13 protein-coding genes are annotated in these 12,281 nt (G+C 73.3%); 6 read left to right on the top strand and 7 right to left on the bottom strand.

Translation table 11 applies throughout. The features are described 5' to 3' along the window. The first annotated feature begins 77 nt into the window (after nt 1-77). Nucleotides 78-614, top strand: a complete 537-nt coding sequence (locus tag BSL84_RS33225) for an NUDIX hydrolase family protein (RefSeq protein ID WP_107069741.1) — start codon at nt 78-80, stop codon at nt 612-614. 58 nt (nt 615-672) lie between these two features. On the opposite strand, the gene BSL84_RS33220 is transcribed toward BSL84_RS33225, so the two are convergent. Further along, nucleotides 673-1,263, bottom strand: coding sequence for a TetR/AcrR family transcriptional regulator (locus BSL84_RS33220; RefSeq protein ID WP_030030391.1), 591 nt, complete (start codon nt 1,261-1,263; stop codon nt 673-675). A gap of 203 nt (nt 1,264-1,466) precedes the next feature. On the opposite strand from BSL84_RS33220, the gene BSL84_RS33215 reads away from it, so the two are divergent. The 3 genes from BSL84_RS33215 (at nt 1,467) to BSL84_RS33205 (ending at nt 4,997) form a co-directional block, all read left to right on the top strand. Then, nucleotides 1,467-2,258, top strand: coding sequence for an SDR family NAD(P)-dependent oxidoreductase (locus tag BSL84_RS33215; RefSeq protein WP_075971870.1), 792 nt, complete (start codon nt 1,467-1,469; stop codon nt 2,256-2,258). A gap of 923 nt (nt 2,259-3,181) precedes the next feature. Then, nucleotides 3,182-3,706, top strand: coding sequence for a hypothetical protein (locus tag BSL84_RS33210; RefSeq protein ID WP_030037074.1), 525 nt, complete (start codon nt 3,182-3,184; stop codon nt 3,704-3,706). A 541-nt stretch (nt 3,707-4,247) separates the two neighbouring features. After that, complete coding sequence (locus tag BSL84_RS33205; RefSeq protein WP_075971869.1) at nt 4,248-4,997, top strand: hypothetical protein; 750 nt, start codon at nt 4,248-4,250, stop codon at nt 4,995-4,997. Here BSL84_RS33205 and BSL84_RS33200 read toward each other — a convergent pair. From BSL84_RS33200 to BSL84_RS33185, 4 genes are all read right to left on the bottom strand, one after another. After that, nucleotides 4,975-6,141: an alanine--tRNA ligase-related protein gene (locus tag BSL84_RS33200; RefSeq protein ID WP_075971868.1), complete on the bottom strand. Its 1,167-nt coding sequence runs from the start codon at nt 6,139-6,141 to the stop codon at nt 4,975-4,977. The genes BSL84_RS33205 and BSL84_RS33200 overlap by 23 nt on opposite strands. Nucleotides 6,142-6,407: 266 nt before the next feature. Then, nucleotides 6,408-7,019: a class I SAM-dependent methyltransferase gene (locus BSL84_RS33195; protein ID WP_037666315.1), complete on the bottom strand. Its 612-nt coding sequence runs from the start codon at nt 7,017-7,019 to the stop codon at nt 6,408-6,410. Nucleotides 7,020-7,314: 295 nt separating this feature from the next. Further along, the gene (locus tag BSL84_RS33190; RefSeq protein ID WP_030037079.1) at nt 7,315-7,716 is read right to left on the bottom strand and encodes a cofilin family protein; all 402 of its coding nucleotides are present in this window, start codon (nt 7,714-7,716) and stop codon (nt 7,315-7,317) included. A gap of 118 nt (nt 7,717-7,834) precedes the next feature. Further along, nucleotides 7,835-8,110, bottom strand: coding sequence for an isoamylase early set domain-containing protein (locus BSL84_RS33185; RefSeq protein WP_030037081.1), 276 nt, complete (start codon nt 8,108-8,110; stop codon nt 7,835-7,837). Between the two features lie 263 nt (nt 8,111-8,373). On the opposite strand from BSL84_RS33185, the gene BSL84_RS33180 reads away from it, so the two are divergent. Both BSL84_RS33180 and BSL84_RS33175 read left to right on the top strand, forming a co-directional pair. Beyond that, on the top strand, nt 8,374-8,919 hold the full coding sequence (locus tag BSL84_RS33180; RefSeq protein WP_234308588.1) for a hypothetical protein: 546 nt from the start codon (nt 8,374-8,376) through the stop codon (nt 8,917-8,919). A 176-nt stretch (nt 8,920-9,095) separates the two neighbouring features. Further along, nucleotides 9,096-10,016, top strand: a complete 921-nt coding sequence (locus BSL84_RS33175; protein WP_045324139.1) for an SDR family oxidoreductase — start codon at nt 9,096-9,098, stop codon at nt 10,014-10,016. Between the two features lie 341 nt (nt 10,017-10,357). On the opposite strand, the gene BSL84_RS33170 is transcribed toward BSL84_RS33175, so the two are convergent. Further along, entirely contained in the window at nt 10,358-10,873 is a 516-nt protein-coding gene (locus BSL84_RS33170; RefSeq protein WP_045324006.1) for an SRPBCC family protein, read from the bottom strand. Nucleotides 10,874-10,994: 121 nt separating this feature from the next. Continuing rightward, nucleotides 10,995-12,281, bottom strand: a complete 1,287-nt coding sequence (locus BSL84_RS33165; RefSeq protein ID WP_075971867.1) for a ClC family H(+)/Cl(-) exchange transporter — start codon at nt 12,279-12,281, stop codon at nt 10,995-10,997.

The raw sequence follows: 12,281 nt of genomic DNA, 5'->3' as shown, positions 1-12,281 counted from the left end.
CGGCGACCTGACGGCCGGTCGATTTCCGATGGCCGCATGATCTGGGCCAGGACCACTGCGGAAAGTATGATCAAGAAATGGCTGACATGACCGAAACCACGCCAGGCTGGCTGACCAGTGACGAGCTGGACATGGCCAGGGCTCAGATGCCGATCCTGTACGTCGAGGCCGTTCCCGTGCGGGTGAACGACACCGGCGAAGTCACCAGTGTCGGACTGCTGCTGCGGATCGGCGCGGAGGGGACGATCAGCCGGACGCTGGTGTCCGGCCGTGTCATGCACCACGAGCGGATCCGCGACGCGCTGCTGCGCCACCTGGAGAAGGACCTGGGCCCGGTGGCCCTGCCGCTGGTACCGGCTTCGCTCCAGCCCTTCACGGTGGCCGAGTACTTCCCGACGGCCGGCATCACCCCGTTCCACGACCCGCGGCAGCACGCGGTGTCGCTGGCCTACGTCGTGCCGGTGACGGGTGACTGCCGTCCCCGGCAGGACGCCCTGGACCTGGTCTGGTTCAGCCCGCAGGAAGCGGCCTCGGCGGCCGTGCAGGGCGAGATGCCGGGCGGCCACGCGGTGCTGCTGAAGCAGGCACTCGCGCATGTGGGACTCGCCTACTGAGTGCCGGGACCGGGAGGGCTCGCCGGGCGCGCCGTGAGCCCCCGGTGAACCCTCGCGCTCACGGCGCCACCGGCCGGGAGGCTGCCTGCGCCGGCGTGAAGTCGGTGAGGACCAGCAGTGTGTCGACCAGGTCCTCGGCGGGGGCCCCGGTGGCCAGGCGGCGCAGCTGCTGCCCGAACACCAGGGCCACGGCCGCGCCGGCCAGGCGCTCGGGGTCCGGCACGCCCAGCTGGGCCAGGATCCGCGTGGCCAGCAGGTCGTAGGCGGCGAAGCACTCGGCCGCGGCGGCACGCAGCCGTTCGTCGCGGCCCGCCTGGACGTACAGCTCGAATGGCGCGATGTGGCGGCTGTCGAAGGCGTTGCCGCCCGCGACCTGTGCCACCTCCTCGGCCGCCCGGCCGATGTCGAAGTGCTCGTCGGTGCATTCGTCGGCGAGCGCGGTGAAGTGCCGGGTCTCCTCGGCCACGAAGTGCAGCAGGCTCTCGCGCAGCAGCTCGTGCTGGGTGGCGAAGTGGTAGGTGACGGAGCCCAGGGAGACCGCTGCCTCTTTGGCGATGCGCCGGTTGGTGACGGCCGCGATGCCGTCCTGCCCGATGATCCGCAGTACGGCGTCGATGATGCTCTGGCGGGTGGCGGAAGCGGGGGGCATGTCCGCATTCTGCCCCATCGGCCGACGAGGGCGCCGTGCGGGGCCGCGCGGAGGGGGGTGGAGGCGGGTGCCGCCTTGTGGGGCCGGGGAGTTGGGACGGGTGCGGTGTGGACAAGGTGGGGTGTGGACAAGGTGCGGCGCGGTCCCTACTGTTCGTTCGAACGAACAGTTGAAGAACGCCGTAACGCCGTACGGGAGTCGTCGTGAAGATGTCCGGATCGAACGTTCTGCTCACCGGGGCCACCGGAGGCATCGGCGCCGCCCTGGCCGCGCGCCTGACCGCGCAGGGGGCCCGCCTGACGGTCACCGGCCGGCAGGAGGCCGCCCTGAAGGCCGCCGCGGACGCCTGCGGTGCGCGGAGCGTGCTCGCCGATCTCGCCGTCCGGTCGGACGTCGTGCGCCTCGCCGAGGCCTGCGCCGAGTCGGACGTCCTCATCGCGAACGCCGCCCTCCCCGCCAGCGGCGACCTCCTGGACTACACCGAGGAGCAGCTCGACCGCGCCCTCGACGTCAACCTGCGGGCGCCCCTCCTGTTGTCCCGGCTGCTCGCCGAACACATGGTGGCCCGCGGCCGCGGCCACATCGTACTGGTCGGTTCCATCTCCGGCAAGGCCGCGACCAAGTCCACCTCCCTGTACAACGCGACGAAGTTCGGGCTGCGCGGATTCGCGCTCGCCCTGCGCCAGGAGCTCAGGGGTACGGGGGTGGGGGTGTCCCTGGTCCAGCCCGGTTTCGTCCGGGACGCCGGGATGTTCGCGGCCACCGGTGCCGCCACCCCCAGCGGCATCCGGACGGTCACGCCGGGCCAGGTCGCCGACGCCGTCGTACGGGCAGTCCACCGCGACCTGTGCGAGGTCAACGTCGCACCGCTGGAACTGCGCCTGCTCAGCGCCGTCGCCGGGCAGTTCCCCGGCTTCGCGGAGCGGATCCAGGCACGGACCGACGTCGACGGCTCCGTGCGACAGATCGTCGACGCCCAGCGCGGACGCCGCTGAGCGGTTTCCCCGCCCCTGCGCACCTCGGGCCGTCAGCACGACGTTTGCAGACACACCTGCACGCACACGCACACGCACGCCTTCCATGCCACGCCATGTGAACGCAGAGCACGGCTGTGCCGAGTGAACACCTCCCGAGTGACGGACCCGGGGTCCGCCCCGAGGTCGAGCGCAGGTCCCTGCTGCGACTGGGGGCTCTGCTGGCCGCGGGCGGGGTCACCGCGGCTGGTGCCCGCACCGGTCGCGCGGGCCGCGAGGCGGGGGCAGGGGACCGCTACGGCGACCACCACCTACACGGGCCGCTCCCCCTACGGCAACGGCCAGTGGTCGTACGTCCCCTTCGACGTCCCGGTTCGCGGGAACGCCGGACGGCTCGGCGCAGGTCGTGGCGGTCGGGCTCGACGGGCGGGTCCGGCACGACGTGAGGAGGCCGGACGGCTTCTGGACCCCGTTCGTCCGCGTCCCCGGCCCGAACGGCGCGGCCCCCCTTCCCCGCGGGCCAGGTCGCCGTCGCCGCCCTCCCGACGGCACCACCCACGTGACGGCCGTCGGCGCCCGCTGAGGCGTGTTGCGAAAGTGGCGTCGTCCGCCCGCAGGGCGGTGCTCGCGATGTCTGGTGCGGTGCCTCGCAAGGCGGAGGGTCGGCAGCGTACCGCGGTCGTACGCCGACGATCCCGACAACGCGGCGGGGTGCCGCGACCCAGACGAGACTTTCGCAACACGCCCCAGTCGCCCGGCTACGCGGGCCGGCCTGGCAGAAAAGTATCTCCGCATGTCAATCCTGGCTCTGGGGCGGAGACGGACCGGCCGCGAGCATGATGCACGCGCACGGCACAACGCTCCCTCACGCGTTCATGCCCTGTCGGCGCGCAGCCGGCCCGAGTTCGGCCGGCAGACCCGCCCAGTGAAGGGATTCACCTCTCATGTTCGGCACGCTCATGCTCCTCGCCGTACCCACCGTGCTGTTCCGGCTGCTCGGCATGTTCGGCGTCGGACGGTTCGCGACCTGGCGGGTGTCCGTCCTGCACGGCCTCGCCGCCATGCTGGTGTTCACGGCGAGCGCGCACTTCGCGCCGTCCGACCTCGGCCCCCTGCCCGGCCATCACGACCTGGTCGCGATGGTCCCGACGTTCGTACCGCTCCCCCGGGTCGTGGTCTACCTGACCGGCGTACTGGAACTCCTCGGCGCCGCCGGACTGGTGCGGGAATCCACCCGGCCGGCGGCCGGACTCGGCCTCGCCGTGCTGTTCGTCCTGATGCTCCCCGCCAACATCCACGCGGCCGTCGAGCACATCGCACTCAACGGGAAGCCGGCGACACCGCTGTGGTTCCGGATTCCCGAGCAGGTGCTCTTCATCGGCATCGCACTGTGGGCCTACCTCCCGACACGCGCCGCGTCCGCCCGTCGGCCCGGCGGGCACCTGACCAGCTCACACGACGTCAGATAGGCTCAATGCGCGAGCTGATCAGCTCGCGGTTCGCATCTCACCCCTCGCAGTCACCATGGGCCTCGGCGTAGGCCGGTTCCGTCTGCGCTGGGGGCTCCCGACCGTCGGTGCGGCACCGCGACGCATGGCGCGTACGGGTGGCAGGGCGCCTGGGTGCGGGGCATCTACGCTGGTAGGGCCATCAGGCACGCGCCGACGGAACAGCGGGGGTTCCCTCCGGGAGCCCGCTCGGACGGGGTGAAGCCAGGACGGCGCAGCGCACAGGAGCACCACGGACGGCCCGTCGGCTCCAGGCCGTCGCCGCCGCGCTGGCCGTTGCCTCCGCCGGTCTGGTGTCGGTCTCCGGGTATCCGGACCCGGGTCGGGCGGCGGCCGCGGCTGAGGCCTGGGAGACCGCGCTGGCGGACAGCTTCTGGCGTGCGCCCGTGGACACGCTGCCCGTGCACCGCGACTCCGCCCGGTAGCTCTCCTCGATCGGTGCCGCGGAGCCCCTGCACCTCGACAGCCGATCGGCATCCCCATCACCGTCACGGACACACCGGTGCCGGAATCGAAGGTCACCTTCGACATGCCGAGGAAAGCCCCCTCAAGGTACCGGATCCCGCAGGACGCCAAGATCGAGAACCGCCCGGCGAGCGAAGGCGACCGGCACGTCGTCGTGTGGGACCGCGGGCTGTGCAGGTCCTACGAGCTCTGGGACGTTGAGCCACGGGGCGGAAACGCCTGGCACGCGGGCGGCGGCGCGGTCTTCGACCTGCGCAGCCACCAGCTGCGGCCCGACGGGGGGACGTCGGTGGATGCCGCCGGACTCGCCATCCTGCCGGGCCTGGTGCGCCACGAGGAGGCGGCGTCCGGGCGGGTCGACCACGCGATCCGCATCACGGTGCCGCGCTCGGACCAGAGCTACGTGTGGCCCGCGCGGCACCAGGCGGGCGCCGCCGCGGACCCCGCGCTGCCTCCCATGGGACTGCGGCTGCGGCTTTGGAGCTACGTCGACACCTCGACGCCGGCCCCGCAGGCCAAGGCGGTCGCCGAGGCTCTCAAGAAGTACGGCGCCATCGTCGCCGACAACGGCTCGGCCTGGTTCATCTCCGTTGAGGAGAACTCCGGCTGGGACAACGACCAGCTCGCAAGGGCTCCGACTTCGAGGCGCTCGACGCTTCCGGACTGCAGCATTCCCCGGACTCGGGAGCCGTCGCGCCGCAGAGAACGCACCGCCTCGGCGTCCCCCCGTCCGCGCCTCCCGTCCGCGCCTCCCGTCCGCGCCCTCAGCCCTGCCGCAGGGTCGTGACCAGGTCGCGCGGCAGGCCATGGGTGTCGTGGAGGTAGTGGAAGTCGTCCTCGGTCAGCGGGCTTCGGAACCGGGGGCGGGCGAGCACCCGCCGACCGCGCTCCAGCAGGCCGCGGAAGCGGTGTTCCTCCTCGCGCAGCAACCGGAGCACGTCGCCCGGCGGCATGTCCTGCCGGAAGTGGTCCAGGGTGTGCCGGACCAGCTCCTCCGGCAGGTCCCCGAGACCGCGCGAGACATCGTCGCGCCACAGCACGGTCAGTACCCGTCGCACGAGCCGCCTCAGCACGTAGCCGCGTCCGGTGGGGGCCGGGCGCACGCCGTCGCCGAGCACCACGACGGCCGAGCGCAGGTGGTCGCAGACCACGCGCAGGGACGTCTCGTCCAGGTGCCACAGGGGTGGTACGAGGCGGCGCCAGGGGTCGAAGACGTCGCATTCGAACACGGAGGACTTGCCCTGGAGCAGTGAGGCCAGGCGTTCCAGACCGAGTCCGGTGTCGACGTTGCGCTGGGGCAGGGGCACGAGGGAGCCGTCGTCGAGGCGCCGGTGGGTCATGGTCACGTGGTTCCACACCTCCACCCAGCGGTCGTCGCGGGTGGGGGTCGACCGGGGCGGGCCGTCGCCGCTCCACAGGAAGATCTCCGAGTCGGGGCCACAGGGGCCCACGGGTCCGTTGGACCACCAGTTGTCCGTGGTGGTGAGTTCGACGGGGACACCGCGGTCCTGCCACAGCCGGAGGGAGGCCGTGTCCGGCCCGGTCCGGTCGTCGCCGGCGTGGACGGTGGCGTACAGGAGGCGGGGATCCACTCCGAGTCCCTCGGTGAGCAGCCCGTGTCCCCAGTCGAGGCTGAGCGGGCCGTCGTAGTCGCCCAGCGACCACGTGCCGAGCATCTCGAAGACCGTCAGGTGGGTGTCGTCGCCGACTTCCTCCAGGTCCGTGGTGCGCAGGCAGCGCTGTACGTTGACCAGCCGCCTGCCCTGCGGATGGGGGCGCCCCTCCAGGTACGGGGTCAGCGGGTGCATGCCGGAGGTGGTGAAGAGCACCGGGTCGCCGGGAGGCGGCAGGAGCGTCGAGCCGACGATGCGGTGGTGTCGGCGCTCCTCGAAGTACTCGACGAACGTGTCGCTGAGACGTTCGGTGTTCATGGGGTGGCTCCTTCGCATCACAGCGGGAGGGCACCGGAGAACGGGACCGGAGGCACCGGCCGGGGCGGGGGTGCCACGGCATCGCCGGCGGACCGTTTCCGGTCGCCGGGGAGAGGGGAAGGTCAGGCGGCGGCAACCGGCGAGCTGGTCGCTCGCGCGGTCGCGGTGGTGCTCGGGCCGTTGACGTTCATGCCGGCAACGGTAGCGCGGCCGTGCCCGCCGGGCATGCGGTTTTCGCCCGCCCTGGACCCCGGCACCGGAAACGATCACCTCGCTTCGGGGACGGGACGGTCCTGCGCCCGCATCAGCAGGTGGCCCCGACGGAAGCGCTCCTCGGCGCCCGGCTCGCGCAGCATCCGCCCGACCTCCGTGAAGCCGGCCTCGCGGGCCAGCCGCGCGAGGTCGTCGACCGGCCACCGGTAGGCGGTCGTCACCTTGTGGTCGAACGCCGCCACGGGGCCGCCTTCGGCCTCGAAGAAGGCGAGCAGGAGGGGTGCGCCCGGAGCCAGCACGCGGCGGAACTCGGCAAGGTAGGAGGGGAGTTCCCGCGGCGGGGCGTGGATCACCGAGTACCAGGACACGATGCCGCCCAGCCGGCCGTCGGCCAGCTCCAGGGCGTCCATGGAACCCACTTCGAACCGCAGGACCGGATGGGCCTCGCGGGCGAAGTCGATCATGGCGGGTGACAGGTCGACGCCGAAGACGTCGAGCCCCAGATCGTGCAGATGGGCCGTCACATGGCCCGGACCACACCCCAGCTCGGCCACGGGACCGGTGTCGGCGGTGCGGGCGAGCTCCGCGAACGCGGCGAGGACGGAGCGGTCCAGCGGAACACCGTCGAGCCAGTCGCGGGCGAGATCCGCGTAACGGACGACCACGCTGTCGTAGGCGTCGGACGTCGCACGGAGGTACGCGGGGAGCGAAGCGGGAAGTCCGGCGCGTCCAGGGCCTGCCGGGCGCCCTGGCTGTTCCGGGCACCCAACAGGTCCGGCACGCTTGGCGAGTTCGCGGACTTCGGGGACTTCGCGGACTTCGCGGATTTCGGGGACTTCGGGGATTTCGGTGACTTCGGGGATTTCGGGGACTTCGGCGATTTCGGGGAGTTCGGCCACGAGGGACGACCCTAAGGGCTGTCCCGGCAGAGCCGTCCACCGCACGCCGCCTACGGCCGGTTCAGCCGGCCAGGGCGACCAGCCTCCGGTAGGCCAGTTGGTCCGCGCGTCGGGCGGTGAGGTGGACGTGTACGTCGGCCAGGTACTCCTTCAGAGCGGAGTACCCGGCCGTGTAGGCGTCCTCCTGCTCACCGGCCGCCGCCGGCATCCAGAGGACCAGCAGGAGCTCGTTGCGCCGTGTGCCTTCCGGGCTGGCGAAGGACAGCTCGTGGAGGACCAGCCGGGGCTCGTCCGAGGGCAGGCCCTGTACCAGCTCGTCGTGGGTGAGATTGGCTTCCAGCTCCGGAACCAGTACGCCCGGGGCGTCCGCGGTGCGGAAGACCACGGTGTTGACCTCCCGCAGCTCCCTCAGGTGCCGGATCGCGGCGACGCAGCCTTCCGACAGTCCGATCGGGCTGCTCACTGGGTCTCACCCCTCGGTGCTCGTCGGTGCGGCGCGGCGTCGGTGCGGCGCGGTGCGGCGCCGGGCGTGGCAGGTCAGGGCAGGGCAGGGCAGGGCTGGAGGCCGGGAGCGGCTGCCGTCAGGTGTGGATACGGCCGTTCCTGCCGTCGTGGGCGTCGGCGTGCTCGTCGTCGAACCAGTAGTCGCCGGCCGCGAGGTAGCGGAAGGAGTGGGAGCTGTGGGCGGGCAGGGCGACGGTCGCGGCGCGGGTGCCGTCGCCGCGGGGCTCCAGGGGGTGGGCGGCGGGATTCCAGTGGTTGAAGTCCCCCACCACGCTGACCGGCCCGTCCGGTGTTTCCGCCGGGAGGACGAAGGTGACCTTCGTACGGCCCTTGAGCTTCTTGCGTTCGAGCACGGGGACACTCCAGCCGTCGGGAAACGGGAAACCGGCCCGTGCATCCTCCTGTGGGGGCGGGTGCGCCGTGGGGCACCGGGCCGGGGTACGGGCAGAAGTCACCCGCCTGGCCGCCCCCGCCGGCCGCCGACGGCGTGGTGACGCCCGGTGGCGGGGACAGAAGGTTCGGCCGCGCGGAGATCCTCGGCGCCGAAGATGGGTAGGAGCTGCCTGCCGTCACGCACCGAACGTGCGGCATCAGGCGTCCGGTTCGGGGAGGGACTGTGGCACTGCTCGATCAACTGCCCGCGCTCATAGGTGTGGTGGTCGGCTCGTTCGGCTCCTACGCCGTACAGACGCTCACCGAGCGCCGACGGTGGAGGCGGCAGCGGGAGGAGCGGTGGGACGAGAAGCGCTTCGAGACGTACGGCCGTTACGCCAACGCCCTCAAGGCGCAGCTCCGGCTCACCCAGCGCATCGGCGCCTCGCTCGGCTACTCCGACGTGGTCGACCCGCTGGCCCCGGCCGACGGACTGCCCCTGCTCGCCGACGCCGAGTCCCACCGCGCGACGGAGTGGGAGGCCGTCCTGCTGGTGGGGGACGCGGCGACGGTCGCGGCCGCGCGGCGCTGGCACGAGACGATCTGGACCATACAGCTGCTGATACGGGAGGACTCGGTCGACGGCGAGCTGTGGACCAAGGCGCACCGGCTGGCGAGCTCGGCACGCGACGCCTTCTACGAGAGTGCGCGGCGCGACCTCGGCATCGGAGGTGCTCCACCGCCGTCGGGGCAGTGGCCGCGACAGTGGCAGGCCGAGCTGGCCGGCTGAGCACGGTCCGGGAGAGCTGCCCGCGCGCGACGCTGTACTCCACCCGGTGTGACATGGGCGGTGGCGCGCGGGGGCTGCGCCGACTGCGGGTCCCGGGCTGTTAGAGAGGCCGTGCGGTCCGCCCGATACCGGAGGCCGGCCGACGGGCTCCGCCCGCAGGAGGAACGAGGGGCGCGATGCGCGACATGTCCACGCACGGCCGACGCCGCCACCGTGGTAGCCCGCTGAGGGGAAGGGTCGCGGTCGTGACCGGGGCCGCGCGCGGCATCGGGGCGGCACTGGCACGGAACCTGTCCCGGGCGGGGATGTCCGTGGCGCTGCTGGGCCGCGAGGAGGCGTCGCTGCGTGCGACCGCCCGGACCCTGCCGAACCGGAGCGTCTGCGTCGAGGCCGACGTCACCGACAACGCGGCGCTGGAGGCCGCCGCGCGGCAGGTGGAAGAGATGCTGGGACCGGCCGGTGTGGTCGCGGCCAATGCCGGGATCGCCGTCGGCGGGCCCTTCGACCGCACGGCGGCCGACCTGTGGCAGCGGGTCATCGACGTCAACCTCACCGGATCCGCCAACACCGCCAGGGCCTTCCTGCCCCAGCTGACCCGCACGCGGGGCTACTTCCTCCAGGTGGCGTCCACCGCCGCGCTGGGCTCCTCCCCCATGATGAGCGCGTACTGCGCATCCAAGGCCGGCGTCGAGTCCTTCGCCCTGGCGTTGCGCGGCGAGGTGGAGCCCGACGGTGTCGCCGTCGGCATCGCCTACGTCCACTGGACCGGTACCGACATGGTCAGCGGCATGGACGAGCTCCCCGTGCTGCGGGCACTGCGCCGCCACCAACCCCGGTTCGCCCGCCGGGTCCGCACTCCGGAGCAGGTCGCCGCCTGGCTCGCGCAGGGGATCACACACCGCTCCCGCTCCGTGTACGCGCCGCCGTGGCTGCGCTGGTGCCAGCCGTTGCGGCCGCTCTTCCCGCCGATCGTCGCCCACGTCGCCCGGCGGGAGCTGCGTGGCGGCGGGCGCGGCGAGCTGACGGCCGGCGCCACCGTCCTGGGTGCCGGGGGCCTCGCCGACTGGCACGCCTGGAACCGCCCCGGGGACTCCTGAGCCGCCGCCGGCGGGCAGGCGTGGGCCCTCCTTGAGCAGGGCCGGGTGCGACCCGCGGCTGGGGAGTTCGGCCGGCCGCGGGTCAATGCAGCCGGGGGTGTCGTCAAAGTCCCGTCTGGGTGGCGGGGCCCGGCACCCCCGCCCTCACGGGCGGCCGACGCCACTTCGACGACACCCCCTGGGGTCGTGGCCGCATAGGTTCGCCGGGTCGCGGTGTCCGGTGCGGTGCATCGCAAGGCGGAGGGCCCCACGGCTCGTACCGGACGTACGTGCGTGGTCCGACAGCGCGGCGAGTCGCCGTACCGGGCGCCGTGACCCGGTGAACCTTTCCGGTCGCAGCATCAGAGCGCGCCGGGGCCGGCCTCCAGCTCCGACTTCAGCTTGCGGAGCGTCGCCCGGATGTTCTTCCGCTGGAACTCGGCGAAGGTGTGCCCCCTCGTCGCGATCCTGTCGAACGCGTTGGCCACCGGGTCCGGCCAGCCGCGCCGGTCGTCGGTCCACGTCTCGGTCACCTCGGTGCCGCCGGGCACGGCGGCGAAACGGTACTCCCAGGTGGCGATCGGGCCGCGCAGCCACGGGCGGCGCAGTCCTATGGCGTGGACCCGGAACCGGAAGACCTCGCCCGGGTCGGCTGCGGTCACCGTGCAGCGGGTCGTCCAGCGGAACGGGCCGCGCTTGTTGCGGCCGTCGAAGACCATCCCGACGCGGGTGGCGGTGCCGGGGCCCTCGACCGGGGTCGCCCCCAGGTTCTCCGGGCTCCAACGGCCCATCAGGGCAGGGTCGGAGACGTGCTGGTAGACCGTCGACGGGTCGGCCTCGACGATGACGCGGTCGTGGACGCTGAACGTACGGGGCATGTGGCTCCCTCCTCGGGGCACGACGGTAGCGGTCGCCGCCGCGCCCGGAAGCGGCGCCCCCGCCGCGCCTGCCCGCCGCGCCTCCCCGCGCGTCTGCCCGCCGCGCCTCCCCCGCGCCCCGTCAGGTCCGTTCCAGCATGCGGCGCCGCAGCGTGTCGTAGACGGGTTCGCTCCCCATCCGGTCCGCCGTCACGGCCGCGGCGAAGCAGGCCGCCAGCAGGGGCAGGAGGAGCTCGCCGGCCCCCGTCATCTCGGTCACCAGGACGATTCCCGTCAGCGGTGCCCGCACCACGCCGGTGAACACGGCGGCCATCCCCACCACCGCGAACGCGGCCCGGCCCGGCGCGTCCGGCGGGAGCAGGGGCGAGAGCAGGACATGGCTGAGGCTCCCCCACAGGGCGCCGAGGGCCAGCAGCGGGGCGAACAGCCCGCCCGGAGTCGCGGCCGCGTAGCTGAGCGGGCCGGCCGCGAACCGTACGGCGAGGCACAGCACCAGCGCCCCCGCCGTCAGCCCCCCGCCCGCCAGCAGGCGCTCGCTGAGCTGGTCGCCTCCGCCCGTGAGCAGCGGATCGAAGCCCATCAGCGCACCGACCAGGGCCCCGATGGCGGCCGCCCGGGCAACGAGCGGCACCCGGGGCAGCCGGTCGCACGCCTCCAGCGTCGCCACGACCAGCGTGTTGTACGCGGCGCCCAGCGCTCCGGCGGTCACCCCGCACAGCAGGAAGATCGGCAGTGTCCACAGCGGCGGGGCGGTGACGGCCGCGGCCGGGAGGACCAGTCCCTCTCCCACGAGGGGCTGGGAAACGGCGACGGCTGTCAGGGTCCCGACGAGGGTCAGCAGCACCAGGCGGGGCCGTACCGTGCCGGTGACCTCCTCGCACACGAACACCAGTCCGCCGAGCGGGGCCGTGAACGCCACCGCCAGGCCGGCCCCGCCGAGCGCGGTGTGCAGCATGCGGGCGTCCTCCGCGCCCAGCCGGCCGCGCCGGCCGGCGCCGGAGCCGATCGCGGCGCCCATGTGGACGATGGGGCCCTCCCTGCCCAGGACCAGGCCCGAGCCGATGGCGATGAGGCCTCCCACGAACTTCACGGGCAGCAGCAGGGCCGAACCGGGCTCCGCCTCCTGCCGCCACACCGCTTCCACGTGCTGGATTCCGCTGCCCGGGGCGTGCGGGACCCGCCTGGCGAGCGCGCAGGCCGCCGCGGCGCCCGCCGCGGTGACGGCGACGGGGATCAGGCGGCCCGCCCACCCCAGGGCGCCGGTGGCGTCCAGCAGCATCGCGCGCAGCAGGTCGGCGTGGTCCAGGCACCAGCGGAAGCCCCCGCCGACCAGCCCGACCGCACAGCCCGCGAGCGCCGCGGCCACGAAGGCGCGGCCGCCGTCTCTCCCCCGGCCTCCGACGGTCAT

The sequence above is a fragment of the Streptomyces sp. TN58 genome, from assembly GCF_001941845.1.
Taxonomy (GTDB): Bacteria; Actinomycetota; Actinomycetes; order Streptomycetales; family Streptomycetaceae; genus Streptomyces.
The sequence above is the reverse complement of the archived record's forward strand: the minus strand, read 5'-3'. Positions and strand labels throughout refer to the sequence as shown.

Coding starts and splice junctions, on each gene's coding strand:
- BSL84_RS33225 (WP_107069741.1), top strand. CDS start 78: ATGGCTGACATGACCGAAACCACGCCAGGCTGGCTGACCAGTGACGAG.
- BSL84_RS33220 (WP_030030391.1), bottom strand. CDS start 1,263: ATGCCCCCCGCTTCCGCCACCCGCCAGAGCATCATCGACGCCGTACTG.
- BSL84_RS33210 (WP_030037074.1), top strand. CDS start 3,182: ATGTTCGGCACGCTCATGCTCCTCGCCGTACCCACCGTGCTGTTCCGG.
- BSL84_RS33200 (WP_075971868.1), bottom strand. CDS start 6,141: ATGAACACCGAACGTCTCAGCGACACGTTCGTCGAGTACTTCGAGGAG.
- BSL84_RS33175 (WP_045324139.1), top strand. CDS start 9,096: ATGCGCGACATGTCCACGCACGGCCGACGCCGCCACCGTGGTAGCCCG.
- BSL84_RS33170 (WP_045324006.1), bottom strand. CDS start 10,873: ATGCCCCGTACGTTCAGCGTCCACGACCGCGTCATCGTCGAGGCCGAC.
- BSL84_RS33165 (WP_075971867.1), bottom strand. CDS start 12,281: ATGACCGTCGGAGGCCGGGGGAGAGACGGCGGCCGCGCCTTCGTGGCC.